24 protein-coding genes and 2 pseudogenes are annotated in these 24,070 nt (G+C 60.9%); 10 read left to right on the plus strand and 16 right to left on the minus strand.

The window, feature by feature from the left end:
- Together MKK64_RS11990 and MKK64_RS11995 are read right to left on the minus strand one after the other, a co-directional pair.
- Positions 1 to 936 (minus strand): hypothetical protein (locus MKK64_RS11990; RefSeq protein ID WP_243935081.1); only part of this gene is annotated, 936 nt, incomplete at its 3' end.
- Positions 929 to 1,546, minus strand: coding sequence for a terminase small subunit (locus MKK64_RS11995; RefSeq protein WP_243935082.1), 618 nt, complete (start codon positions 1,544 to 1,546; stop codon positions 929 to 931). The genes MKK64_RS11995 and MKK64_RS11990, both read right to left, overlap by 8 nt.
- Positions 1,547 to 1,774: 228 nt before the next feature.
- Here MKK64_RS11995 and MKK64_RS28420 point away from each other — a divergent pair, with 228 nt between their 5' ends.
- A complete protein-coding gene (locus tag MKK64_RS28420) occupies positions 1,775 to 2,026 on the plus strand; it encodes a PilZ domain-containing protein (RefSeq protein ID WP_409567937.1) in 252 nt (83 codons plus the stop codon).
- Between the two features lie 13 nt (positions 2,027 to 2,039).
- Here the strand turns inward: MKK64_RS28420 and MKK64_RS12000 are convergent, their stop codons facing one another.
- The 4 genes from MKK64_RS12000 to MKK64_RS28425 all read right to left on the minus strand — a co-directional run bounded on the left by MKK64_RS12000 (position 2,040) and on the right by MKK64_RS28425 (position 3,935).
- Positions 2,040 to 2,390, minus strand: coding sequence for a hypothetical protein (locus MKK64_RS12000; RefSeq protein ID WP_243935083.1), 351 nt, complete (start codon positions 2,388 to 2,390; stop codon positions 2,040 to 2,042).
- A 230-nt stretch (positions 2,391 to 2,620) separates the two neighbouring features.
- A complete protein-coding gene (locus MKK64_RS12005; RefSeq protein WP_243935084.1) occupies positions 2,621 to 2,890 on the minus strand; it encodes a hypothetical protein in 270 nt (89 codons plus the stop codon).
- Positions 2,887 to 3,696: a hypothetical protein gene (locus MKK64_RS12010; protein ID WP_243935089.1), complete on the minus strand. Its 810-nt coding sequence runs from the start codon at positions 3,694 to 3,696 to the stop codon at positions 2,887 to 2,889. Before MKK64_RS12010 ends, MKK64_RS12005 begins: the two co-directional genes overlap by 4 nt.
- Before the next feature lie 11 nt (positions 3,697 to 3,707).
- Positions 3,708 to 3,935, minus strand: a complete 228-nt coding sequence (locus MKK64_RS28425) for a CopG family transcriptional regulator (RefSeq protein ID WP_405044380.1) — start codon at positions 3,933 to 3,935, stop codon at positions 3,708 to 3,710.
- Positions 3,936 to 4,242: 307 nt separating this feature from the next.
- Between MKK64_RS28425 and MKK64_RS12015 the strand changes: the two are divergent.
- Positions 4,243 to 4,443: pseudogene (locus MKK64_RS12015) on the plus strand (hypothetical protein).
- Positions 4,444 to 4,655: 212 nt separating this feature from the next.
- Positions 4,656 to 5,207, plus strand: a complete 552-nt coding sequence (locus MKK64_RS12020) for a hypothetical protein (RefSeq protein ID WP_243935091.1) — start codon at positions 4,656 to 4,658, stop codon at positions 5,205 to 5,207.
- Between the two features lie 81 nt (positions 5,208 to 5,288).
- Here the strand turns inward: MKK64_RS12020 and MKK64_RS12025 are convergent, their stop codons facing one another.
- The 5 genes from MKK64_RS12025 to MKK64_RS12045 all read right to left on the minus strand — a co-directional run bounded on the left by MKK64_RS12025 (position 5,289) and on the right by MKK64_RS12045 (position 9,432).
- On the minus strand, positions 5,289 to 6,554 hold the full coding sequence (locus MKK64_RS12025) for an AAA family ATPase (RefSeq protein ID WP_243935093.1): 1,266 nt from the start codon (positions 6,552 to 6,554) through the stop codon (positions 5,289 to 5,291).
- Complete coding sequence (locus tag MKK64_RS12030) at positions 6,544 to 6,795, minus strand: hypothetical protein (protein WP_243935094.1); 252 nt, start codon at positions 6,793 to 6,795, stop codon at positions 6,544 to 6,546. The genes MKK64_RS12025 and MKK64_RS12030 overlap by 11 nt, the downstream gene beginning before the upstream one ends.
- Positions 6,796 to 6,995: 200 nt before the next feature.
- Positions 6,996 to 7,202, minus strand: a complete 207-nt coding sequence (locus tag MKK64_RS12035; RefSeq protein ID WP_243935095.1) for a helix-turn-helix transcriptional regulator — start codon at positions 7,200 to 7,202, stop codon at positions 6,996 to 6,998.
- Positions 7,203 to 7,373: 171 nt separating this feature from the next.
- Positions 7,374 to 8,228, minus strand: a complete 855-nt coding sequence (locus MKK64_RS12040) for a hypothetical protein (protein ID WP_243935096.1) — start codon at positions 8,226 to 8,228, stop codon at positions 7,374 to 7,376.
- A complete protein-coding gene (locus MKK64_RS12045) occupies positions 8,221 to 9,432 on the minus strand; it encodes a tyrosine-type recombinase/integrase (RefSeq protein ID WP_243935098.1) in 1,212 nt (403 codons plus the stop codon). The genes MKK64_RS12040 and MKK64_RS12045 overlap by 8 nt, the downstream gene beginning before the upstream one ends.
- A 321-nt stretch (positions 9,433 to 9,753) precedes the next feature.
- On the opposite strand from MKK64_RS12045, the gene MKK64_RS28430 reads away from it, so the two are divergent.
- Complete coding sequence (locus tag MKK64_RS28430) at positions 9,754 to 10,080, plus strand: hypothetical protein (protein WP_409567938.1); 327 nt, start codon at positions 9,754 to 9,756, stop codon at positions 10,078 to 10,080.
- A gap of 262 nt (positions 10,081 to 10,342) precedes the next feature.
- On the opposite strand, the gene MKK64_RS12055 is transcribed toward MKK64_RS28430, so the two are convergent.
- From MKK64_RS12055 to MKK64_RS12065, 3 genes are all read right to left on the minus strand, one after another.
- Positions 10,343 to 12,184: a hypothetical protein gene (locus tag MKK64_RS12055; RefSeq protein ID WP_243935099.1), complete on the minus strand. Its 1,842-nt coding sequence runs from the start codon at positions 12,182 to 12,184 to the stop codon at positions 10,343 to 10,345.
- Positions 12,185 to 12,194: 10 nt separating this feature from the next.
- Positions 12,195 to 12,731 carry a hypothetical protein gene (locus tag MKK64_RS12060; protein ID WP_243935100.1) on the minus strand — a complete coding sequence of 179 codons (537 nt, stop codon included), beginning with the start codon at positions 12,729 to 12,731 and terminating at the stop codon, positions 12,195 to 12,197.
- A gap of 439 nt (positions 12,732 to 13,170) precedes the next feature.
- Complete coding sequence (locus tag MKK64_RS12065; protein ID WP_243935101.1) at positions 13,171 to 13,758, minus strand: hypothetical protein; 588 nt, start codon at positions 13,756 to 13,758, stop codon at positions 13,171 to 13,173.
- Positions 13,759 to 14,884: 1,126 nt separating this feature from the next.
- Between MKK64_RS12065 and MKK64_RS12070 the strand changes: the two genes are divergently transcribed.
- From MKK64_RS12070 to MKK64_RS12095, 6 genes are all read left to right on the plus strand, one after another.
- The gene (locus MKK64_RS12070) at positions 14,885 to 17,053 is read left to right on the plus strand and encodes a type I secretion system permease/ATPase (protein WP_243935103.1); all 2,169 of its coding nucleotides are present in this window, start codon (positions 14,885 to 14,887) and stop codon (positions 17,051 to 17,053) included.
- A 2-nt stretch (positions 17,054 to 17,055) separates the two neighbouring features.
- Positions 17,056 to 18,114 carry a hypothetical protein gene (locus tag MKK64_RS12075; protein ID WP_243935104.1) on the plus strand — a complete coding sequence of 353 codons (1,059 nt, stop codon included), beginning with the start codon at positions 17,056 to 17,058 and terminating at the stop codon, positions 18,112 to 18,114.
- The gene (locus MKK64_RS12080) at positions 18,111 to 18,605 is read left to right on the plus strand and encodes a hypothetical protein (protein WP_243935106.1); all 495 of its coding nucleotides are present in this window, start codon (positions 18,111 to 18,113) and stop codon (positions 18,603 to 18,605) included. The genes MKK64_RS12075 and MKK64_RS12080 overlap by 4 nt, the downstream gene beginning before the upstream one ends.
- Positions 18,606 to 18,889: 284 nt before the next feature.
- Positions 18,890 to 19,135: a hypothetical protein gene (locus MKK64_RS12085; RefSeq protein ID WP_243935107.1), complete on the plus strand. Its 246-nt coding sequence runs from the start codon at positions 18,890 to 18,892 to the stop codon at positions 19,133 to 19,135.
- Positions 19,116 to 19,574 (plus strand): hypothetical protein, encoded by a 459-nt coding sequence (locus MKK64_RS12090; protein ID WP_243935109.1) that lies wholly within the window; start codon positions 19,116 to 19,118, stop codon positions 19,572 to 19,574. The genes MKK64_RS12085 and MKK64_RS12090 overlap by 20 nt, the downstream gene beginning before the upstream one ends.
- Positions 19,575 to 19,610: 36 nt before the next feature.
- Complete coding sequence (locus tag MKK64_RS12095; protein WP_243935111.1) at positions 19,611 to 21,974, plus strand: hypothetical protein; 2,364 nt, start codon at positions 19,611 to 19,613, stop codon at positions 21,972 to 21,974.
- Positions 21,975 to 21,996: 22 nt separating this feature from the next.
- Here MKK64_RS12095 and MKK64_RS12100 read toward each other — a convergent pair.
- Positions 21,997 to 22,736: pseudogene (locus MKK64_RS12100) on the minus strand (NtaA/DmoA family FMN-dependent monooxygenase); the annotation flags it as partial.
- 31 nt (positions 22,737 to 22,767) lie between these two features.
- Positions 22,768 to 23,988 carry a monooxygenase gene (locus tag MKK64_RS12105; protein WP_243935113.1) on the minus strand — a complete coding sequence of 407 codons (1,221 nt, stop codon included), beginning with the start codon at positions 23,986 to 23,988 and terminating at the stop codon, positions 22,768 to 22,770.
- Positions 23,989 to 24,070 lie beyond the last annotated feature (82 nt).

The raw sequence follows: 24,070 nt of genomic DNA on the forward strand, positions 1-24,070 counted from the left end.
GTCGGCGTTCTTGACTGGATCTGCGTTCAACACATCCCGGCGTTTGGTGGCGTCGGTCAGGCGCCCGCTGAGATCCTTGTCCATCGCCTCGGCGTTACCGCGGATGCCAGCCCTGTCGCCGCTCTCGACGATGGTATTGAGTCCCTTAAGCAGAGGGCCGAACGTGTTGAGCTTCAGGCGTTCCGCAGCCGTACCCATCCGGCTCAAGTTCTTTTCGAAGTCGGAGGCGGCCTTCTCCGTCTCCTTGGTCATGGTGCCCTGAGCCTTCAGGATCTCGTCGACCATGACGCGATACTTGTCGCCCACCATGCCCGCGACGGCACCGATCTGGTCGACGCCGAACAGCTTCTCCGCCACCTCGCGGCGCTTGACCGGGTTTCCAATCTTCGTGAGCGCTTCCATGGCGGCATCCAGCGCCGCCTGCATGTTGGGCGCGTTCACCAGCTTCTCGACGAGGTCGCCCAGGTTCATGGCCTGCAGGTCGCCGTAGGTCTGCCCCCAGCGGCGGCGCAACTGCTCCATCTGGACGGAGAAGTTCTTCACCCCGCTCTGCATGGTCTCCGCGGAGACACCGAACCGCTCACCCAGAGCCCCGAAGGCACGTAGCTGATCAACCGCGAGCCCAGTCTCCTTCGATAGGATGCTGAGCTGTTGCGTACCCTTGGAGAAACCCGAGAGGGCCGTCGCGATGCCGGTCAGGGATAAGCTGGCACCCAAGCCGGCAACCCCAAGCGCCGACAGCGGAGCCGTCATACTCTGCAGAGCGCTGTTCGTTTTGCCGAGAACCCCGTGAAAGCCCTCGAAGTCCTTCTTCAGATCCTTGCCGGTCTGCGTACCGGCTGCCCCCGTGCGCCTCAGCGCGGTCTGAAGCTTATCGAGCGGACCAGTGAACTGATCGGTGACTTCCGCAACAAGGCGCAGGCGTTCGTCAGCCATGGGAGGCATCCTTTAGAATAGCAGGGCGCTCACGCTCTCGAAGCCGTGCAGCTTGAACCTCTAGGACTTCGGGAGATGGCTTCAGCCAATCGATCCCGTTCACGAACTTTTCGCAGGCATCTTCATCGAAAACGCCCCCGGCTTCCTGAGCTACAGACTGCCAGTCAGGCTCGTCTTCTCTCCGACAGAACATCTCGACGAGATCGACTTCTGCAACGCCTCGTGTAGCCAGATACGCCTCGGCTTCGTCCGCGAACCGGATACAAAGCATTTGGTTCAGGGCATAGGCAATCTCGATCGACCCACCGGCCTTCACTGCCATGTCCGCCGCCCAGGTTCCAATGTGTCTAGCGACATGGCCGAATGCCTTCACAACTTCGGCTTTCTCAGTCGTGCTGAAAGTCTTCAACCCGGTTCGCGTGACGACTTGCGTAGGTCGAGCCCAGAACCGTGATGCCCAGTCTTGGACTGCCGCCAAGTCGAATTCCCACTCGACGCCTTTACTCCCGCGGGTGACGAACGGGCAGCCCTTTCGCACCCACGCGTCCACGGTAGGAAGGCTTATGCCGTAATGACTTGCGACCTGTTTGCGATTGACGGTCTCAATCAATTTTTGGCCTCGGGCATAAACATAAAAAAGGAATTTGAACATTGGTAGCTAGTGACAGACTGCGCTCGCGCTGACCCCCGACCCTCCGCGCCCTGGGGAAGGACCCAGAGAACGCGCATGCTGTCGTGCACACACTAGAAAGCATCCCGAGCGCTGCATTGGCTGTGTTGTTCCGTCGTTAAGGCGCAAGATCCAATGTGATTTGATGTGAGACGAGAGGGCGTCGGGATGTCTGGCGAACAGCGATCAAGCGTCAGGAAGACGCTGTTCCGTATTGGCGAGATGCAGTTGGATGATTGCTCATATGTGATCGACTGCTTGGTGCGAGACAGCTCTGAGATTGGAGCGCTCATTGAGGTCGGTCATACGAATGGCCTTCCAGATCAGTTCAGGCTGACCATACCGAGCAATGGGTTGAACAGGCGATGCCGTGTTGTTCGCCGCACGGCGCACATGCTCGGCGTTGCTTTCACAGGGTGATGGACGAAGCACCTCACGCAACTGCTGCGAAGACGATGCGGTCGGTGGCGCCGATCTCGATGGTGAAGGGCTGGATCAGGCCGATGTTAGAGAAGGTGAGCAGGTGGCGCGGTTCCTTGGACGGGTCCGGCGCCTTGCCCACCGAGCACCACAACGCGGGCTCGGAAAACGATGGCGTGACGAACGCTACGCAGGGGCCGCTTAGGCCGCCTGGCACCAAGGACTGCACCGTGGGCAATGCGTTCGGGTCGGTCGGTGTAGTGCCGGAGATGGGCAGCGTGGCGCTGGCGATCGGCGCGGAGCCTCGATGCTGGGGCGTAATGCCAGGCGGATGGATCTCAACGCGAATGGTACCGGTGGCCATAAGGCTCTCCTGAAGCTCTGAGGGAGGAGACCGCAGCGGGGTGCCCCCTCCGCCGCGATCTCCGATGGTCCCGCTGGCTTGGAGAGCGGGCGGTCTTGCCGACCTTTGGATCCTGGCCCCCATGGCTTTGGATCAGGCGAAGGACAGGCTGGCTTCTCGTTGTCGGGCTGACCGGATCGCCCTCAATGGCGCGACTGGAGGCCCTCGCGGGTCGGCCGCGCAATCTCGTGTCAGGCCACGCGGCGCCAGAGCGTCCCGTCGGCAGCATGGCGCTGATCGCCCACCTGATAGGCGGTGAAAGCCGTGGCGCGAGCAGCAACGACCGTGCGCTCCTCACTCGCGGCTGCCTTGCGCTCGGCTGATCGGACGGAGGCGGACCACGCCGCGTAGCGCTCGGCCTGCGTGGGCGTGCGTTCTGCCGCTGCCGGAGCGCGGTCCTTGCCCAGCACGCGACGCCAGTGAGCCTGATTGGCCTCGGTGTTCTCTCGGGTAATGGTCATGCGCGGTATCCCGTGTCGGATCTGAGGGGCTGAGGAAGGCTGCGCCAGATCGGCGGGGCATCCCGACCGAGACCGGGCAGCGTCACGCGATGCGAGAGCGGAACATGCGGCTCGCCAGGTATGCTGGGCACGGCGACCCGGCGCTCAATCGTCTTGGCGACCCGATGCCGGAGATCGTTGCCGGCCAGGATACCAGCGGGCTGACCGGTCCGGGTGTCGACCCAGACGAGGTCATGGGTGGTCTCGGAGCGCATCGGGATGGTCTCGGTGCCGTTGAACGGCTCGCCCGGCGGGACCGGCTCTGCGCCGTCCGGTAGGGCTGCGTTAACCTCAGCGATCCGGCCCTCCTGCGCGCGGAGCTGGCCGAGCACGCCGGCCATCTCCCTCGCCAGGACGATGTACCGATCGGCGAGTTTGGCCGCCTCGGCGCTGGCCTTCATCCCGGCCTTGCGCAGCACCTTGCGACGGGACTGCTCGGCCTCGTGGTCGGAGCGAGCCTTGGCCTCAGCGATGACCGCCGCCGAGTGCTGCATCTCGGCTGCATCGATCCGGATCTTGGACACGGCGATACGCCGGTCGAGAGCGGCCACCTCGTCGGCGGTGCCAGTAAGCAGCAGATCGGAGCGGCTGCCCTCCAGCGCAGTGCGCTCGGCAACGGCAGCATCGCGATCAGCCGCGATATCCACTGACGTACGCGGCACAAGATGAGCCGCGTCCCGAACGACCGGATCGCGGGGCTGCGATCTGATGGTGACGACAGGGTGAATGGTCCGCGTCTCGCGCACGTTCACACGGGGAAGGGTCATGCCGGCACTCATCAGGCGGCCTGCCGCATCGCGGGGGCAGACGGAGCAGGGCCGGGACCGTCGTCGGTACTGGTCGGGCTGAGGCGCACACCGTGCGCGGTGAGCTGCGCCCGGACGGACTGGCGGACGAACTCCGACATGGTCTGGCCGCGCTGGCGAGCGGCGGTATCGACGGCATCCGCGAGTTCGGTCTCGACCTTGAGACGAAGCGTACTGGGACGAGGGATTGCGGTAGGCATCGGGGCACCACGGCATTGCGATTGCGTGGCCGTGACAATGCTAATCTTAATTCCCAAGTGCAAGTGCGGACTTTCATCTTAATTTTAGACAGCTTATCGGCCATCGTTCGGTGTTATCCACCGTTACGATTTGTTATAATCTATCGTAGCTTTCAGCGACATCTTGTCGCATCTCCGCAGATCTTGTGAAACCATTCGATTGCGACGCAGACGTGCGCCGCCCCGTCCCGAAAGTCGCGTACCGCGCACGTCCTTTCTGCCTCAAGGTCGGAGCGCAACGCTGCTGCGCCAATGCACCGGAGGAAACATGTCGAACAAGCATCTCAAGACCGACGTGCCGACCTATGCCGATCTGAAACTCAATCCGGGGATCGGATAGTCCAAGGGTTTGACGGGTCACAACATCGAGGACATCGAAGCGGACCCAACCGTCGAGGGAGACACGGTCAACGAGACCAAGCTCGACGGCGGGATTGATCCAAACCGCCAGGGCCGCACGAACAAGTAGCCGCTGGCATTCTGCTCCACCTTCCAAAGTGGAGCGGAGACAGGTGGAGCAAGTGGGGGCAAACCGCGCTCCACCACCACCCCTTATAGGGGGTGGGGGTGGTGGTGGAGCAGATTGGCAAGGTGGAGGTGGAGTCGAAGTATGCCTGAGCGAACGAGCCTCGCTTTAAGCCTTCAAGCCGGTGTACGCTGCGCGCTTAACAGGAGCTTTGCATGTGGCAACCATGGCGCGGCCGGAACTACAACAACCGCCTCCTACTTCTAGGAGAAAGTTGCTACGCTTGGCACAATGAGGGGCAACTGATCCACCCCGAGCCAAACCACCCGGTGAACATAGTTGAAGCAGCCATTGAAGAACCGCCGGGCTATGGACGATTTATGAGGTGTCTCACCCGCTCATTATGCGGAGTTGAACATCCCACCGAAGCTCAAGCTCAAGAAGCGTGGGATACGGTCGCGTTCACCAACTATGTACCGCTTTCGGTCGGCGTCGGCCCGTCAATGAGACCTTCGGCAGCCGCGTGGACGCAGGCCTACAACGAATGGGATGATCTAATAAATATAATACAGCCTAAGAAAGTTATTGTTCTAGGCTTGACTATGTGGAGCAAAATGCCGGATACCCAGATACAAATCGAAGATAGTATACAAGGATATAACTTGAATAATGGCGATGTATCTATGTGCTATGCAATACGACATCCGTCATATGGCCCAGGGTGGCGTGAATATGCAAATTTCATCACCCACGTAGAACAGCAGTAAGTCCTGCAGGATTAAGCAAAAACCTGTAATTCATGGCTGCCGCTGACAGCGACGGATAACCTAGACTTTCGGTTTCAGCCATCAATCGCCTTCGTGGCTGGCGGCCTTGCCGACCTCCACGAAGGGCCGAGGCTTGCGCTTCTCGTCTATACCAGTGACAACGACGAACATGCCATTGCCGATCCAGGCACGCAGCAACCCCTTCACCTTCTCCCGGTCCCGCTTGTCGTCAGGGTTCAGCCGCAAGGCGTGAGCGATCGGCCTGCCGACCCAATCGCGGGCTTGGACGTTCTCGCGCCACGGGCCGCCGGCTCGTACCGCCGCCTGCGCCGCCTGAAGGTCTGCCAGCGTCACGCTCTCGAAGGGGTCGGGCTTCTCCCAAGCCGTGACGACGCCCACGCTGTCGCCGTAGTCGAGCAAGCCGAGCGGTCCGTTGCCGAGCGGCACGGATGCCAGCTTGAACCACTTCGACCCGTCGGACGCCGGGGGCGCGAGGTTGGCCTTGCCGCCGTCCACCCGGAAGTGAAGGCGCGGCTGCTCTACGCCCAACCGCTCACCTTCTTCCCGTGACATGGGATTGAGCACGCGGGCCGCCCTGGCCTTCGAGAGAAGCGCGCTGGCGCCGCGGCTGTCCTCGACCGTCACTTCATTGCCGCCAGTCTTTCGGGCGTGATGGACAAGCTCGACGGCGCAACCGCAGTGGTCGGCGATCTCGGCCCAGACGGTCGCGACGGCGTTAATGGCGCCGTTGTCGTTTTCGTTGCACCCATGGCTCGACACGAACGGATCGATGATCAGAACGTCGATCACGTTGGCGAGGATCGTCGCCCGGATCTGCTCGATGATCGGGTGCGCGATCATCAGACCTGCTCGGTTTTGCTCGGCGACGACGACGCGGGTGTCGCGACCCGAGTTGACGAACAGACGACCGGCAAGGTCGCTGTCGTCCAACTCATAATGCAGCGCCGTCGCCATCACGCGGCGCTGCAGCTCGTCCATCGGGTCTTCGAGGTTGATGTACCAGACCTTGAACCGACCGTGCGGCTGGCTTCCGATTAGGTCGCGACCTGTGACCATGCTCAGCGCCTCGGCGATCACCAGCGATGACTTGCCGATGCCACCGGGACTCACGGTCGCCGAGATGAACTTGCGGATGAGGTGCCGGCCGAGAAGCCATTCCCGCACCGGGATTGAGGCGGGCTCGATCCATTCGAACCGAGTAGCCCTGATCGCGGGTCGGGCCGGTGGATCGTCCTCAGCAGGCCTACGCAGTGGGGGCCACGCGCGCTCCGGGCCAAGCGCGCGCAGCGCCTCGCCAAGATCATCGGCGAAGGGCTCATGCCTCATGCGGCTGCCCCTTCTGGCGCAACGTTCCGTTGGCCTCCTTCAGCATCGTCATCACGCTGATGGCCTGCCGCATGGCAGCCGTCGCCTTCCGGGTGGAAAGCTCCAACCCCACGTCGTCGCCGACGGCGCCATAGTCCACGCCCATCGAGGCATAGAACGCCGCCATGTGCAGGCATTCGGCGACGAAATGGCGCAGCGCACCCGGTGTGCCGTGGGCGATGTGGTCGGATGCGTTGCTCATCGGCTCGCCTCCCGCGGGCCGAGCCCGCTCAGCTCTGCGACGAGCGCCGCAACCTCTGGAGAGACGCCAAAGCGACGAGAAAGCCGTTGGACGATCGGATGGTTAGTGCTATTTTCGAAAGCGTCGATCTGGCAGACGACAGCTTTCGAGGGACGTGCAGGCCTGGCAGCCTCGCGTCCCTCAACTGTTTTTAGCATGTGCTACGCGGCCTCCTTCCAAGAGAGGCGAGCGTCGAAGCCATCAAGAGTTTCTTCGCTCCACAGCCGCCGTCCGTTCACGATGAGATCGGGCTTCGGGAAGTCGACCTTCCCATCATTGATCCAGCGCCACAGTCCCATCTCCGAGATGCCGCCATAACGGCGCCGGACCTGGGTTGCGGTGCAGTAGAGCTTCTGTCGGTCGCTCATCTTCACACCTCCAAACGCGCGCAAACTCTTGCGCTCGAAAGCAATTTGCTTCGAACAACAGGTCGCGTCTATGTTGATGATCGAAGTCTAGCTGCCCACGCGATTGTGTGGTCGAAGGACTAGCTGTTTGCTACACAAATGCGAGGGCAGATAGGTGTTAGTTGCCCACACTCAGCCAGGGTTGTGCCGGGCACCAAACCTTACACGGTATGACTGTCCAAAATCGGCAAGTGACGGCTCAGATTTAAATTGGATTAGTCTAGCAAGAGCAGCGCTGTCGACCGAATTTCCGTCACCTTCGGCGTACCTTGGGTCGTCTTCGAAAACAATTTTTAGCTTACCCGCCTCATATGCAGCCTCATATCCCCTCTTTAAGGTAGCATCCCTCTCCCAATCTCGAAGAGTAGCCGCGGGAATGTTCATGCGAGCGGCTACACGTTGCTGGGCCATTTTCTTCGTCTGTCCCTGTCCATGCAGGAACGCTACGTGGTCCAAAGCGCCGGCCCGCATCTTATCCCATGACCATGCGTCGCCGTGGCGTCCAACAACAGATGGGCGGAGCATACCTTGCACCTCACCGTCATTGAGAGCTTCTAGTGCGCCTGCCAATTTGCGCAGTAGCCATCGTGGCACCAAAATAGAAACCGGGTCTATAGACGGCCGGTGAGGGTGCGGCCCCAATTCTTCGTGGATTTGCAGGAGGAAACTAAGCGCAACGCGCTCGCATTCTTCCCAATCACTTGCGTGCGTCAGGCGGCGGCTTAGTTCAAAGGCATCGAGGAGCCATTCCCCGAATTCCAAAGTAAGTAGCTGCAAAACCATGCGGCCTCGTGCAGCCGTATGCGTTGCCTGATCTTTATCATTAGCATTCACAGCCTCCTCGTGAAGGAGGCGGAGCGTGCGTAGCATCGCGACAGCTTGCATGGTCCGATCCGGAGCCCCAGCCGGCGGATCGACATCTGGGACCTTCAGAACATAGGCGTCCCATAGCTCGTTACGGCGCGCCTTTTTCCATGCCTCATCCATGGTGCGCACTTCCACCTATGATTGTCTCAATATGCGCTGCCCACGCCCCTAGCGCAGCCCGCTTTTCGTCCGCGAAGTGATGCCGCTGATAAATTCCAGCGACCCCACCAAACGACCCGGATGTGTGGTTCAGAACCTTCTCCACTACAGGGAGAGTGATCCCGAGCCGCGCCATCCCAGAAGCTGCCGTGCGGCGAAGGTCATGCAGCACCCATGGAGAGGAGTTTGGCACGGCCGCGTCGAGACGCTTTTTGATCTTGCTGAAGCCAGAGACCGACGTCTCGCCCGTCGTCGTGAACACGAGTCCGCGGCTTCCGGTGATGCGACGGATACCCGCCAGCACCGTGACGGAGGCCTCGGAGAGAGGCACGTCGTGAGCGATCCCGTTCTTCGCGCGCTCCTTCGGAATGGTCCACATCCGCGCATTGAGGTCCACTTCGCGCCAGGACATCTGCCCGACTTCATCACGCCTCTGGGCCGTCAGTGCCAGCAATTTGATGAGTGCCCCGAACGGCTCATTGAGGCCTTCACAAGCGCGCAAGACGGCGGCCAACTCATCATCAGTCAGTACGCGATCCCGGCTCTTCTCGGCCGTTGGTGCCTTCACGTCGGTGCATGGATTGGTAACGAGGACACTGCGTTCGACCAGCCAGGCGAACATGCGCCGGATCACCGCGAGGGTTCGGTTAGCAGAGACGGGGGCGCCGCGATCGACAATAGCATCCATCAGCTCGACGACATCGCGCCTAGTGATCTCCTGAATGCTGCGCGCGCGCCAGAGTGGCAGGACGTGGGTCGCAAGCAGCCGCTCGCTCTCCCGCCAAGTCTGCTCCTTCGTGTTGGCCTTGGCGTACCGCTCGATGAACAACGCCGCAGCGGCATCGAACCGGTCGCGAGATGAGCCAGCTATGCCAGCGGCGCTACGGCGTTCCTCGGCTCTCTCTCCCGCCGGGTCGCGCCCGGATGCTACCGATAGGAGTGTGCGCCGGGCGAGTTCGCGTGCGCCAGCTAGGTCGATGCCTGGATAGCGGCCGAGCGTGTGCTTCCGGGTTCTACTTCCCGCTCGATATCGCACTGCCCATGATTTCACGCCGCTAGGCTGGCAGACGAGATAGAGACCTGGGATCAGACCATCAGGGATTTCAGACCGGACCGGTCCAGCCTTCATGGCCTCAATGGCCCTTACGGTCAGCGCCTTCGGCATGGCCTTAATCTGAAACCACTCATCCCGCCCGGGTATCGAGAGGGTAACACAGGAGTCGCGTTTGGCTCTGTTTGGTTCTGTGATTAACACTAGATCACAATCCCCAAAAGGCAAGCGATCTGAATGGCTTGCTTAGGGCACATACTGTGAGCGAATGTTAGGCTTCGAGATTGACTTACGTCAGTTTTGTAAACCGAAGGTCGGGAGTTCGATCCTCTCCACCGGCACCAGCCTTTCGCCTTTCTGCGCAAGACGTTATGGTTTGACAAGGACTTAGGGACTGCTGACTCTCGCACAGCGGTCTCACACAGGGCGCTTCGCATGGCCCGTCCCTGGAAGGATCCGAAGACCGGGACCGATCACCTGCGGCAGCGTCCACCGCGGGATCTCGCTGCGCGCGTGAAGGGGACGCGGGTCATGCTCCATATCGGTGCCCGACCGGTCCTCGTGACGGTCGGTGCCGATGCCAACCGCAAGCGGGTCCTGGCCTTCAGCCCGTTCCCGTACGAGCACCGCAACCGGGTCGAGCGCTTCTTCGGCAAGATCAAGCACGCCCGCGCCGTCGCCACGCGCTACGACACGGATCCCGACAACTCCCTCGCCAGCGTCAAACGCGCTGCCGTCCGGGTCAGGCTGCGAGCTTTATGAGTCCGCGACCGAGTGGGGGAGGCTTGGGACCTCGGCCCAGCGAGAGCCTCCGTGTGGACATCCTCCACACGAAGGCATCGATCCACGATGCGCGACCGAACTTCCGACGGGGACCATACGCGCAGGGACGGGGCCATGATCGACCATCCTGGCGCGCAGGCGGACCGGAACGGGGCCGTCTGCTGGACGATGCCGCGCTCGCCGTCGGGCCCGTCCTCACGCCCGTGAGGTCCGGGGGCGCCCCCCCCGGACCGGGGAGATGTCAGGCTGCGTGGCGGAACGCGTGCGTGGCCTGGCTCGGATCGGCGGTCAGCGTCGTGTTCGCCGTCGACGTGGCGGTCGTCAGGTTGGTAATGCCGGCCGAGCTCCCACCGAAGGCCGCCATCGCTGAAACGAGTTGCGACACCTGCGTCGCAATGTGGCTCGAGGAGTCGATCGCGGAGGGTGCATCGCTCGCGAGGGTGGCGGAAGCGCCTGCCTGCATGCTGGGGATGTCGTGCGCCGCGGTCGCGCTCGGAGCGGCAGGCGGGGATTTGGTCGACGTCGTCGCGACGCGTTCGTCATCGTAGGGATCCAGGGGATCAAACGGGTCGAAATCACCGGGATCGAAAGGCGTTCCGGGCTCCGGATCGCCGGGCTCGTAAGGCGCGTAGGGGTCGCTGGTGTCGTTCGGATCGTAGGCGTCGGCCTGCAGGGTGTCGCCCCGGCTACCGGTGACCTGATCGTCGAAGCCGTAGACCGTGACGTCCGAGCCGCTGTCGGGGCTCATGTTGATGGTCAGGCCCAGGCCGTAGATGCTGCCAGACCAGCCCGGGGCGAGGTTGATGGTCGAGTTGTCGGCGTAGATGGTGTCGTTCGTGACGTTCGGGGCAGTGTTGATGGTGAAGGCCTGATCGGCGTCGGTCTTGAGGGTCGCGCCGTTGCCGCAGAGGCCGACATAGCCGCCGCCCGAAACCGTGGCCGCGGTGTCGGCATTGAGGTTGACCACGTCGTTACCAGCGTCTCCGGTCACGGTCAGCCCCTGGCCCGTGATGCCGATGGTCTCGTTGCTGTCGGCCTGCAGGTTGATGGTATTGCTGGTGCCGTTGATGTTCACCAGCGAGCCGTCGCTCAATGTGATGGTGGAATTGTTGGCGCTGACGGACTCGTTCTCGGCATTGCCCACCATCTGCACCGATGAGCCCGGGTCGGTGAGGGTGACGCTCGCGCGGTCGCCGCAGAGGCCGACGTAGCCGCCGCCCGAAACCGTGGCCGCGGTGTCGGCATTGAGGTTGACCACGTCGTTGCCGGCGTCTCCGGTCACGGTCAGCCCTTGGCCCGTGATGCCGATGGTCTCGTTGCTGTCGGCCTGCAGGTTGATGGTATTTCCGGTGCCGGAAATCCCGCCGCCGGCATTGATTCCAAGAGTTATGCTATTTCTATCCCCATTTATACTTACCGTAGAATCATCCACAACTGCTATCTTTTGGTCGGATTGATTTACAGGGACTTGATCGCCCCTTACCGCTGTAATACCGCCTGCCTTACCTTCCTCAAATGATAAAGCATCGTAAGTTTTCGGTGAATCAGATAGATTTCGCAAAGCGTCTTGTGTTTGCCGATCATTGTTAATGAAATTCTGATCTAGCAGATCTTGGTCGATGGCAGGAGCCGAATAAATACTTTTCAAGGCCGCTTGGGGAACATCGAAACCGTCAGATTTCAATATTGTCCCAACGACGGAATTGCTATTGCTGTAAAACGGACTGTATTTTAATCCAAGATCTTGAATTTGATCCAAAGTATTGTAATCTTTTTGCTTTATTGCCTCTATTTCATCATTTGTTCCACTATGCACAATGAATCCAGGGTTATGAAGGACTGATATATCAAAATCTCTAGTGCCATCGATATATTGACCATGATCGGTAACAATGTTGCCGAACACACCCAAGCCAGTCAAACTTGATGTCCTCGCTGCTTCTGGGCCTCCTCGTGCATATCCAGTAACTTGCCCATCATCATCCCTATAAATGAGGAACCCGTGGCTTGCGACACCGACGCCGTCAGTAGAAGATACGCCAGAGCTCGTCGCCGGCTTGAAAAACAACTCGATCGTCGCCATGGTTGTTCTCCTAGAATGCGCCTGTATACACAAGATGTGTCCCAGTTCTTATTAAATGAGAATATTGCGGATCAGAAAATGAAAAGCCAAATATCAATAGTTCGTCTAGCGAAAAATTATGACTATAGGATTTGAGAGTAAGACCAGAAATACCACCAGAGAGCTGGTAGACCGGTGAATATCCGAGATATTCCGATATCGTCGGACCTCTTTTTAATCCGAGCCGCTTATCGATATAGTTTTCGTACTCCTTATCGGTTAGGCCGGATCTTACATTTGCGAAATAGTGCGATAGATCGACATCGTAAAGTTCGATTTTTTTGCTCTTATCATCAGAAATTTGCTCGATTGCCTTATCGAACATTGCATCTCTGGTTTTGTCTTCGGTAGATCTAACTGTTCCAACGAACAACCCGATCAGCGCGTAAAAATTATATATAGCAGTAAATAGAATTACTATCGATATAGAACTCAGAATAAATTTTTTATTGCACTTCCTGATGATTCTCATCTTCTCGCGCCTGTCTAAAACATCAACGATCAGCATTCACGTCGCAGCGAGGTTTGTCCCTCATGCCCGCCTCCGCGAGATGCTTCGCGATCGGATCGAACAGGACCGCGGTCGCAGGCCGTTGACCTGTTCCGGTATCCGTCTGGGCCGCCGTTCCGGGATGCAATGGCATGGTGTGCGCTGCGACGTTCACGCCCTCCCGTCCGGGCCCACCGCGATCCGGTAGCTGCCATCCTCGGCGCTCAACCGGAGCCCGGCTTCGGGAGACCCGGAATGCAGGCACACCGGGATCGAAAGGCGTTCCGGGCTCCGGATCGCCGGGCTCGTAAGGCGCGCAGGTGTCGTTCGGATCGTAGGCGCTTGCGGCCCTCGTTCCTCCACTGAGAATGTCGACATTGCCGTTCCCATAAAGATAAACCCGTGAGGTACCGGCCCCTGCATGGCTGCGATATATGACATTGCCTAATTCTCCTGCCTATTCCTCATCTTTGCATTGGTGTGTAAATTGCCCCTCCCCCACGACGGAGAAGTACATCTTTGTGATGCCCGCGATACTGCCGTCCTCAAATGAAAGTTGACTTAGTACATATCTTGCTTGATGCCGATCAGACCATATGGGCTTGATCTCAAGAATGCGAATTTGACCATCAGACTTTTTGAATCTGACCTCGCTTCCCTGACATTTGTCATACAATGCAGAGCCGATGAAATCTTCTGATGAATGATCCGGCTGATCGAATGGTATAATGTATCTGCGACCTTCGGCTTCGGTGCTGAATATATGAATCTTATAGCTGTGATTATTGTAGATTTCTTTGACATATGTGTCGATGACGATATCGACAGTCTCGGAATTGTGCGTCGCTCTCAAATGCTTTGTCTCTTTTAATTCGACGTATTCCTTTTCGAATGTTTCCGGAGTGATCGATTCGTGCCGGGTTGCGTCATCTGCCCTCACCTCTGCGCGGCCCGGTGTTGCACTGGCAGAAATCAAGTAAAGACATAGATATATCGCGCCGCGCCGTCTTCTCGCGTTCAGGCGTGACGAATGCTTACTGCTCATGCTTGCTCTCCGCCATATGTCGCGCACCCGGTTGTGAGGAAATGGCAAGGCTCGTCGCCTGCCGCATGAAACGTGAGCTGGGGCGGCGGTACCGGAGCCCGACGGCATCGCTCTACGCTAAGCCGCTTCAGCGCACCGCTCGCGCCATCAGAGTATAGAGTTCTGCTGGATCGATGCGTCTTATTATTATGGCCCAACGTCCATCCGTTTCTTGGAACCCGGATCAAGCCAGCAGCCGATGAGTGACGCTTCCCATCGTTCCATCGATTCACGCCTCCATGCCTGTGTGCGCTGCCCCCTATTCGTGCGAAGGAAGACAACCTGAGTTCGACGACGGCGAACGCGGCCAAGCCGAGGACCAGCACGTCGAGCGTGATCGGACCTCGTCGACCGCGCCTCGAACCAAGCAGTTGCGGTCGGGAACCAAGTAAGATCGAGGCGCCCCCGCCGTGCCCTCGCGTGCGCCGAGGGGGAGGAGATCGCCGGACCAGGCCCGCGCGAGCGCGTCCGCGCTCCTGGCCGTCGGGGGCCTCGCCGGGTCGCTGGTCAGGGTGCGGCCGGGACGCGTTCCTGGAGGTTAGGAGGCTGGCCGAGGCGTCCGTCGTCGCGGCCGATGCGAGCGATGCCGATCGGGCGTCGATGCGCGGCCGCGAGGATCGAGAGGACCGCGGAGACCGTATCCGTATCGACGAAGGATCTACTACCGGGATCCGCGTTGATAGTGTCCAGCCGACCAATTGCGCCAGTGATTTGCATAAGGATCCTGCCCTTATCCAAGCAATCGAAGCTCACGCCGCCGGGAAGGGCTAGGATCAAATCCCGCTCACGTCAAGCATGTTTTCTTATATCCGCACTTGAATAATGCCTTTTGAATGATGGGCGTCGGCCGACATGAGAAGCGCGCATGCCATGTGCGCGTCGCGGAATGCGCCGAATGCCAGCGGGAAGCCTGTATCCGAATCCCTCGAAATAGGATCTTGCATTCATTTAGGCGTTATTTCTGATCGTTAACAAAGTCTCTCGCGGCCTTGACTCATGACCATGGCTTTTGAGAAAACGGGCCTACAGATGCCATATCGATCCTAGGCATCCGGCTAACGTTCCTAGCCGAGGGGGAGCATCGGTTTTGCTCGATCAGGCCGCGCATTCATCCGACGATCATCGGACCGGACAGCAGCAAAACGCGCTGATCGACACGGGCGGCCTCTCCCTCGCCATCGTCGCCGCGGTTCATCGGCGGCCGCTGGACCTGTCCCGGATCGCGCACGAGACCGGACGCCCGGGACAGCCTCTGACGCTATCGGAACTGGTTCTGGCCGCGCGGCGCAGCCACTTCCGTGCCCGAGCGGTTCGATCGCGACCGGCCCGCCTCGCCGCGCTTCCGCTGCCGGCCATCGGCCGATCCCGCGACGGCCGGTTCTTCGTGCTGGCCCGCCGGCAGGACGATCGCACCTTGGTGCAGCGGCCCGGCGAGGCGCCCGCCGTCTGGACCGATGCGGATCTGGCGCAGGAATGGTCGGGCGAGCTCGTCCTGTTGACCAGCCGTGACGGGGCGCCCGGCCCGCACGAGACTCGCTTCAGCCTCGCCTGGTTCCTGCCGGCCGCCGCCCGGTTCAAGGCCCTGTTCGGCGAGATCCTGGCGGTCTCCTTCGTCATCCAGCTCCTCGGGCTCGCCGCCCCCCTGTTCTTCCAGGTCGTGGTCGACAAGGTGCTCGTGCACAAGGGGCTGACCACCCTCGACGTGCTGGTGCTCGGGCTCGTGGCCGTCACCGGCTTCGAGGCGGTGCTCGGCTACCTGAGGACCCATGTCTTCGCGCATACCACCAGCCGGCTCGACGCCGTGCTGGGCGCGCAGGTGTTCCGGCACCTGCTCGACCTGCCGATCGCGTACTTCGGCGCGCGCGCCACCGGGCAGACCGTCGCCCGGATGCGCGAGCTGGAGAACGTGCGCCAGTTCCTGACCTCGTCGGCGATGACGCTGACCGTCGACCTCGTGTTCTCGTTCGTCTTCCTGGCGGTGATGACCAGCTACAGCCCGAGGCTGACCCTGATCGTCGTGCTGGGGCTGCCGCTCTACGTCGCCCTGAGCCTGATTCTCACGCCGATGCTGCGGCGACGGGTCGACGAGAAGTTCCGGCAGGGCGCCGCGCAGCAATCGTTCCTCGTCGAGAGCCTGGCGGGCATCGAGACCGTGAAGGCCATGGCGATCGAGCCGCAGGCGCGCCGGCGCTACGAGGAGGGGCTGGCCGCCTACATCGCCGCCTCGTTCCGGGTGGGGTCGCTCGCCGCCGCCGGCAGCCAGGCCATCCAGCTCGTGGCCAAGCTGACGACGGCGATCGTGCTGTGGTTCGGTGCGCACGACGTGATGGACGGTGCCCTCACGATCGGGGCGCTGGTCGCGTTCAACATGCTGGCCGGGCAGGTCAACCAGCCCGTCCTGCGGCTGGCCCAGCTCTGGCAGGACTTCCAGCAGTTCCGCCTCTCCGTCGAGCGCCTGGGCGACATCCTGAACACGCCGACGGAACTCGCCGGCACCGGCACCCGCCAGGACCTGCCGCCGCTGCGCGGCGCGATCCGGCTGGAGGGCGCGAGCTTCCGCTACCGCCCCGACGGCCCCGAGGTCCTGCGCGCCGTCGACATCGCGATCCGGGCCGGCGAGGTGGTCGGCGTCGTCGGGCGCTCCGGCTCGGGCAAGTCGACCCTGACGCGCCTGATCCAGCGCCTGCACGTGCCCGAGCGCGGCAAGGTGCTGATCGACGGCGTCGACCTCGCCCTGATGGACCTGGCCTGGCTGCGGCGGCAGGTCGGCGTGGTGCTGCAGGAGAACGTGCTGTTCGCCCGCACGGTGCGCGAGAACATCGCGCTCGCCGATCCGTCGCTGCCGATGGAGCGGGTGATCGCGGTGGCGCAGCTCGCCGGAGCGCACGACTTCATCCTGGAGCTGCCCCAGGCCTACGACACCGTCCTGGAGGAGCGCGGCGCCAACCTCTCGGGCGGCCAGCGCCAGCGGATCGCCATCGCCCGGGCGCTGGCCACCGATCCGCGCATCCTGATCTTCGACGAGGCGACGAGCGCCCTCGACTACGAGAGCGAGCGGGCGATCCAGGCCAACATGCGCGCGATCTGCCGGGGGCGGACGGTGCTGATCATCGCCCATCGGCTTTCGACGGTGCGCGGGGCGGACCGCATCCTGGTGATGGACCGCGGCCGGCTCGCCGAGGAGGGCACGCACCAGGATCTCGCGACCCGGCCCGGTGGGCTCTACGCCGGCCTCGTCGCCGTGGCGGGAGGTTGACGATGGGCCAGGTTCACCCCTTCCCGATCCCCGAGGCCGGCAGGGCGACGGCGCGGGCCTTCCTTCCGGCCCACCTCGAGCTGCTGGAGACGCCGGCCTCGCCGACCTTGCGGGCGACCGGCTGGGTCCTGATGGCGCTGGTCGCCGGCGCCGTCGGCTGGGCCTGCTTCAGCGAGATCGAGATCGTCGCCACCGCGCAGGGGCGCGTCGTGCCGGTCGGCGAGGTCAAGCTGGTGCAGCCGCTGGAGACGAGCGTGGTGCGCGGCATCCACGTGCTCGAGGGACAGCATGTCGTGGAGGGCGAGGTGCTGGTCGACCTCGACCCGACGGAGGCCTCGGCGGACCTGGAAGCCACCCGCATGGAGCGGATGCAGGCGCTCCTCGACGCGGAGGCCGCGCGCCTGCTCCTGAGCGAGACGCCCGAGCCGGTGATCGCGCCCTTGGCGGAGGTGGAGCCGGCCCTGCTCGCGGCGACGCAGGAGCAGGTGCGGCTGCAGATGAGCGAGCACCGCGCGGCCCTGGCCGAGCTCGGCAGCGAGATCGCCGACAAGAATGCGGCCCTCGCCGCGAAGGCGTTCGAGACGGCCAGGAACACCGAGCTGACCCCGCTGGCCGAGGACCGCTACGCGACGCAGAAGGGCCTGTACGATCGCGGCAACGCCTCGAAGCTCAATCTGCTGCAGGCGCAGTACGACCTGATCGACAAGTTGACCGAGAAACGATCCCTGCCCGAGCAGGCACATCAGCTCCGTGCGGAGATCGCGGGACTGGAGCAGAAGCGGGCGCAGGTGCACGCGCAGTTCCTGAAGGAGGCGGCCGACCAGCGGGTGAAGGCGCTCCAGAAGGTGGCGGTGGCCGACCAGAGCCTGCGCAAGGAGCGCCAGCGCGAGGCCTTGCGGCACTTGCGGGCTTCGGTGTCGGGCGCAGGTCCGCGCGGAAGGGGCGGAGGTGGCGCTGCGGCCGGGGATGACGGCGCAGGTCGACATCGCCACGGGCAAGCGCCGGATCGTCGCCTTCCTCCTCGATCCCCTCGAGAAACACGTCTCGGAGGCAGGACATGAACGATAGAACCAGAGGACAGGTCGCTTATTTCCGTACGTTGACAATGCACGTGTTATTTACCGTGTTTTATTTCACAATATCATCCTCATGTTCAAGATCGCATGCGGAAATAATCTTCAATAGATGTACAGACATAAAGGAATTTGTATCCAAAATCAAAAGCTTTTCCCCGACGAAAGACAAAGACACATTCGTTTACAAGCTGGATGGACATCAGATATTTAAAGTGCATATTTCTGATGAAAGTGCTGTAATAACTACTGTAAGAGGCAACCCGACGTATTCAGTCGAGAATGTCAAGGGGATTTTTATGGAAACATATGATCACATCGAACAATTGCCGGATGATTCCTCTATCATCAGATACATAGTAGTGACTGATATAGTGGGAGGTAGTTTTATTATTCATGCAACAAGAAGCCCTGATGGAAAAATAAAAAGAATAGACGTTGAAAGAAATCAAATAAATCGACTCTGCAGGATAAATTGAACCTCATTGTTAGGAGAAGAAAATGGCACAAACTGTTGATGGCGGCCCGGTCAAAATCATCGTTAGCGGGAGCCACCAAGATGCACTGGTGAATTATGCTCATAAGTTGATCGACACCGATGCTCGGGTCGACCGCTCGATTGTCATAACCGGGCACGGATTTCATCGCGGGTCTAACGATGTGGTTGCGACCGACAACCCAAATGATCTACCTGTTCCGTTGCTTATCAGCATCTATAGCGTGCTATATGACGATTCTACAAATAATAGACAGAAACCACTAGGTGTTGCCAACGATCAGTCGGGCGCAACTTCACGGCCTGTCGGGCGACCGCGGGGGACAAGGCTACCGTCTCCTCGTCTCCTTGCATCGCGCGCAGGTCCGCGCGGAGGGGGCGGACATTGCACTGCGGCTGGGGATGCCAGCGCAGGTCGACATCGCCACCAGCCAGCACTGGGCGATCGCTTTCCTCTTGAATCCCATCGAGAATCATGTCGAGGAGGCCGGGCATGTCGGTAAAACTTTATAGAAAATCGGCCGCTATCTCCCCAATATCCGTCTGGATTGTCAAATTTCTGATTGCAACATCTCGATCATATTTTCTTGTAGCTATAATTTTTTTCACTGCCATTCCGAGACATTCATACGCCAAAAACAGGAATACACCATTTTACTTGTTTGCTTTAGGGTGCTGGAAAAAATCAGATGGAGAAATTATCGATCGCTTGTGCTTTGACTCAAAGGGCACAGTTACCGGAATTACATCAAAAAGCGGCGAAGCATTTTCCGAAAATGGTATTTTCCAGGCCACATCAACCTCTATCACAATCATGGGGTTTCCCGGAAATGGGTGGCCCTCTCCAAATGAAGTAGATAAATGTAAATACAATGTTTCAATAGACAATTCCAAATTACAATTCGAAGATTGCGGATTAAATGGCACTTGGGAAAAGACAAGCCTAAAGTAAAATCAATACGTCATTACTCTTGCATGGAGATGACAAATGGCTAACACACAAAGAATTGGCAATGTGACAATTGACTATACTGGTGTTCCGGCAAATATGTTATCGTCGGTGAAATCAACATTTGCAACGCTTTGCGGCGACGCGCAAACGTCAGATTTGATACAAGGACAGAATACCAGCTATCGAATTGCTTTTTCAAACGGCGATCCAGCTAAAAATGCAACAACGAGCGGCGGCGGGGAGAATGCAGTCACAACGTTTAATATTAACAATATGCATCCCGATGGTGCCGGGGGCGTTGTAATGATAAATTCAAATGGTGTAGCCAAGCCCTTTGAGATCACCGCAGTGCATGAAGCAGTACACGTAGAATTCCCAGATTTTTCTGGGGACACGAGGATTGGGCACGACAATGCAGTCGGCGATTATTTATTTAGGACCATAACTATAGACACGGCAAACAGGTTGTTTGGAAATCATGATAGTGATGAAAATGCCGCGCGCACTAGTGATTTAGCTGATGCAAATCAAAATGACGCGTTTTTGGCAAGCGGCATAAAATTAGATCAAATCAATAATACCGCACAAGCAATAAATATCCTTAGGGATGAAAACAGCGGTATTAAGCAATTTCTATCGCCTAAGGCGCAAAAAGATGAATATGACGCCCCAGATATTGGTGAGGCTGGTGCATATAAATATAAAAGCCAAGACGAAGACGGTAACAACAGTATCGCCGACTATAGTACAACAGGTGTTGAAAATTCGGTCTACCATTACGATCAGAGTGGAAATCTACAATCTGTCGATATATATGCTGGTGGAAATTATAATTTTGACGGCGCAAATATAAATATTATGTCAGGTGAATTAATAAACATTTCTGGGACAGGGGACGTTATTCAACTTCAGAGCAACGCCGACAATCAGATCGGCGTGTTTGGCCAAAACCAAACCGTCAACGGCGACACGGGCAACGACGTAGTCAACCTCGGCGGTGACGGAACCACGGCAACCGTCAACGGTGGCGGCACTGTAGGCCTTATTAACAATGGACAAAGCCTGATGCTCGGCGACAGCGGCTCGACCGTCAACACCGCGCCGGCTGTTGTGAACGAGGTCATCAGCGGATCGGGTGAAGGCATCAACCTCACCGCCAACTCGGCCGCGAACATCGACGGCTCTGGTAATACGATCAATCTCAACACCGGCGACAGCATTGCCGTCCATGGCGGGGGAAACACCATCAACGGGGGCGCCGACGAACGCATCTACGTCGGAAATACAGACGGTAATCCCGATACACTTAATGTCAGCAATGACCGCGAGAATTCGGATGCGATCGATCACCAGACCACCGGGATCTTCTTCGGCCCCCAAACGCAGGCGTCTCTCAACGGAACGGGCGACGGATACTCATCGGCGCCGGGGGACCAGATCACGTCCCCGGATGACTTCATGAGCGATTACGAAGGAAACGCGCCTTTCGACAACGGATACTATAGCGGGGATGATCCAAGCAGTTCTGGTCAAGGAGACGATCCAGGCGGCTCGGACGGCTCCACCAGCCCCGGAAGCCCGGACGGCTCGGATGGGTCGGACGGCTCCATCAACCCCGGCAGCGCGGACGGCTCGGACGGTTCCACCAGCCCCGGCAACTCGGACGGCTCGGACGGGTCAATCGGTGCGGACGGCGGGGACGACGGAGGTTTCTTTGGTGGCTTCGGCGAACCGCTGATCCTCGACCTCGCCCACGGCGGCGTTCAGACCGTGAACGCCGACCATTCGCCCGCGCGCTTCGATATGGGGAACGACGGCAGCCGGGTTCAGACAGGATGGGGAACGCCAGGCGAAGCCTATCTCGTCGACCTTCCGAGCGGTGCCCAGACCCCGACCGATGCTGCCGATCTCGTGCCGACCTTCGAAGCCCTACGAGCCGCGGATACGAACCATGACAGCGTGCTCGATGCGCATGATGCGGGCTGGAGCAACCTGAAGGTCTGGGTCGATGCGTCCGGGACCGCGGTATCGGACCCCGGTTCGCTCCACTCCCTGGGCGATCTGGGCATCGTGTCTATCGATCTGAACGCCACGCCGGATGGTCGCCTCGATCACGGAAACACGATCTTGGCCGACGGGAGGTTCACGTGGGCCGACGGCTCTCGCGGCGACATCGCGGACGTCGCCTTGCGGTTCCGGACGAACCCGTCGCCGGTCTCGAACGGCCCGGCCGCCATCGATCCCGGAACCCAGACGCAGGCGTCGCAGCTCGTCGCGGCGCTGTCGACCTTCGGCGTCAGCCCCGCTGCGGAAAGCACGGTGCAGACCGCCCCGCCATCGGGTCAAATCGCCCTGACGGTCGATCCGACCGCCGCGCAAGCGCGCAGGCTGGCGGCCTAGGCTGTCCGGAATGGCACCTCCCGGCGACCGCGTCCTCCAGCGCCTGCTGGGCCGTGACGATCACCTCGGCGGTGCGGGCGGCGAGCGCCTTGCCGGCTTCCGAGGAGCCGGCCTGCACCACGACCGGATGCCCCTGCGGCGCACGCGGCACGTTGAGGGGGCCGCGCACCGAAACATGCGCCCCCTCGTGCGCGAGGAGGTGCAGCTTTTCGGGATCGAAGAAGCGCCCGGATTCGCGATCGCGCACGAAGGCGTCGTCCGCGTAGGAATCCCACAGGCCGCGCACGACATCGACGAACTCCTCCGCCCTGGCGGATCGGTCGGCATGGGCGAGGTGGCTCGCGCGGCTGAAATTCCAGGCCTCGCGCGGGTCGGCGGAGGTGACGAGGTTCCAGCCCGCGCGGCCGCCGCTCAGATGGTCGAGGAAGGCGAACTTGCGCGCGACGTGGAACGGCTCGTTGTAGGTCGTGGACGCGGTCGCCACGAGGCCGATGCGCTCCGTGACCGCCGAGAGGTGAGACAGCAGGGTCAAGGGCTCGAACCGGCCGACATAGCGGATCGCCGTCCGGCTCAGGGCGTCGAGGTCGTCGCCCCGGACGCTAACCCCGTCGGCGAGGAAGATCAGGTCGAACTTCGCCGCCTCGGCGGTGCGGGCGATCTGCCGGTCATGGGCGGCGTTGATCCCGGCATCGGCCTGCAACGACGGATGCCGCCTGCGGCGACATGGTGTCCGCCGCGATACAGGAACGCGCCCAGGCGCATGCGGTCGCGGCGTCCTATGTCCGTCGCCGCCTCACGCCGATCCGACGCGATATTGGCGCGGCGGCGCCGCGCCGGAGATCGCGAAGGCGCCGACGGAGCGGTCCCGGTAGATCCGCGGATTGTGCGAGGCGATGGTGCGGGCGTTGCGCCAGTAGCGATCGAGCCCGGTTCCGACCTTGACCGCGGAGGCGCCGAGCGCGTCGAACAGGCTGGTCGTCGCGGTCAGGATCAGGTCGGTGACCACGCCGACCGCCTGGTTGACCTCGACATCGGCGAGCGTCGCCTGTCGCTCCGCATCCGGCGATCCGGCACGGTGCGCGTCGTAAACCCTCTGCAGCGCCTCGGCGGCCTTGAGCACGATCGCGCCCGCCGCGTAGGCGTTGGCCCGAACGCGGCCCACGACCGCCTGGATCTGCGGATCGTCGGCCGTCCGCCCGGCATTGCCGTGGCTGTAGACGCGGGTCCGCTCGGCCACCAGCCGCGCCACGTCGTCGGCCGCAGCCCGGCCGACGCCGGCCAGCGTCGCCAGGTGCACGAGCTGGAAGAACGCCATGGCATAGGGGAAGCGGGCGGGATCGGGCTTGATCAGGCCCGGATCGAGCACCACGCCCTCGAAGGTCGCGGTGCCGCTGGCGGTGAGCGCCTGCCCGAATCCGTCCCAATCGTCGACGATGGTCACGCCGGGCGCGCGCACGGGCACCGCCGCGGTGACCGGGCCGCCCGCTTCGTCCTCGGCCGAGAGGTGGATGTAGTCCGCGAAGAGCGAGCCGGTCGTGTAGAATTTCCGGCCATCCACCACATGGGCGCCGTCACGCCGGCGCACCACCGTGTCGAAGGCGCCGACCTTGGCCGGCCCCGTTTCCGAGACGCCGCTGCCGATGGTCTCGCCGGCTCCGATCCGCCCGATCCAGGCCGCGCGCCATTCCGGCGACGACGAGCAGAGCGCATCCTCGGTGAAGCCGAAATGGGCCCGGAGCGCATTGGTGACGTTGGAATCCGCGGCCGACAGCTCGACCAGCAGGGCGAACAGCTCGGGCAGGCTCGCGCCGTGGCCGCCCTCGGCCGGCGCGAGGCGCAGGGTGGTGAAGTTGGCTTCCCGCAACCAGCCGATCTCGGCATGAGGCAGGCGACGGCTGCGGTCCCGCTCGATCGCCGTGGCGCGGATCTCGGCGAGGACCGGGCGGAACCGGTCCGCGAGCTCTTCGTAGCGCCCGCTCGGCCCCGCACCCCAGCCTGCATCCGTCTGAGACATGAACACGATTTCCCGATTCCGGCCGACTGCGCGACAGAGCGACCGATAAATCGATGAATTGCCCTCCGATCTCAAGCCGAGC

Origin of the sequence: Methylobacterium sp. E-025 (genome assembly GCF_022829705.1) — a bacterium.
In the GTDB taxonomy this organism is placed as follows: domain Bacteria; phylum Pseudomonadota; class Alphaproteobacteria; order Rhizobiales; family Beijerinckiaceae; genus Methylobacterium.

Excerpts from the sequence above, each read along its gene's own strand:
- MKK64_RS28420 (WP_409567937.1), top strand. The coding sequence starts at position 1,775 with ATGTCTGGCGAACAGCGATCAAGCGTCAGGAAGACGCTGTTCCGTATT.
- MKK64_RS12000 (WP_243935083.1), bottom strand. The coding sequence starts at position 2,390 with ATGGCCACCGGTACCATTCGCGTTGAGATCCATCCGCCTGGCATTACG.
- MKK64_RS12005 (WP_243935084.1), bottom strand. The coding sequence starts at position 2,890 with ATGACCATTACCCGAGAGAACACCGAGGCCAATCAGGCTCACTGGCGT.
- MKK64_RS12010 (WP_243935089.1), bottom strand. The coding sequence starts at position 3,696 with ATGACCCTTCCCCGTGTGAACGTGCGCGAGACGCGGACCATTCACCCT.
- MKK64_RS28425 (WP_405044380.1), bottom strand. The coding sequence starts at position 3,935 with ATGCCTACCGCAATCCCTCGTCCCAGTACGCTTCGTCTCAAGGTCGAG.
- MKK64_RS12020 (WP_243935091.1), top strand. The coding sequence starts at position 4,656 with ATGTGGCAACCATGGCGCGGCCGGAACTACAACAACCGCCTCCTACTT.
- MKK64_RS12025 (WP_243935093.1), bottom strand. The coding sequence starts at position 6,554 with ATGAGGCATGAGCCCTTCGCCGATGATCTTGGCGAGGCGCTGCGCGCG.
- MKK64_RS12030 (WP_243935094.1), bottom strand. The coding sequence starts at position 6,795 with ATGAGCAACGCATCCGACCACATCGCCCACGGCACACCGGGTGCGCTG.
- MKK64_RS12035 (WP_243935095.1), bottom strand. The coding sequence starts at position 7,202 with ATGAGCGACCGACAGAAGCTCTACTGCACCGCAACCCAGGTCCGGCGC.
- MKK64_RS12040 (WP_243935096.1), bottom strand. The coding sequence starts at position 8,228 with ATGGATGAGGCATGGAAAAAGGCGCGCCGTAACGAGCTATGGGACGCC.
- MKK64_RS12045 (WP_243935098.1), bottom strand. The coding sequence starts at position 9,432 with ATGCCGAAGGCGCTGACCGTAAGGGCCATTGAGGCCATGAAGGCTGGA.
- MKK64_RS28430 (WP_409567938.1), top strand. The coding sequence starts at position 9,754 with ATGGCCCGTCCCTGGAAGGATCCGAAGACCGGGACCGATCACCTGCGG.
- MKK64_RS12055 (WP_243935099.1), bottom strand. The coding sequence starts at position 12,184 with ATGGCGACGATCGAGTTGTTTTTCAAGCCGGCGACGAGCTCTGGCGTA.
- MKK64_RS12060 (WP_243935100.1), bottom strand. The coding sequence starts at position 12,731 with ATGCTGATCGTTGATGTTTTAGACAGGCGCGAGAAGATGAGAATCATC.
- MKK64_RS12065 (WP_243935101.1), bottom strand. The coding sequence starts at position 13,758 with ATGAGCAGTAAGCATTCGTCACGCCTGAACGCGAGAAGACGGCGCGGC.
- MKK64_RS12075 (WP_243935104.1), top strand. The coding sequence starts at position 17,056 with ATGGGCCAGGTTCACCCCTTCCCGATCCCCGAGGCCGGCAGGGCGACG.
- MKK64_RS12080 (WP_243935106.1), top strand. The coding sequence starts at position 18,111 with ATGAACGATAGAACCAGAGGACAGGTCGCTTATTTCCGTACGTTGACA.
- MKK64_RS12090 (WP_243935109.1), top strand. The coding sequence starts at position 19,116 with ATGTCGGTAAAACTTTATAGAAAATCGGCCGCTATCTCCCCAATATCC.
- MKK64_RS12095 (WP_243935111.1), top strand. The coding sequence starts at position 19,611 with ATGGCTAACACACAAAGAATTGGCAATGTGACAATTGACTATACTGGT.
- MKK64_RS12105 (WP_243935113.1), bottom strand. The coding sequence starts at position 23,988 with ATGTCTCAGACGGATGCAGGCTGGGGTGCGGGGCCGAGCGGGCGCTAC.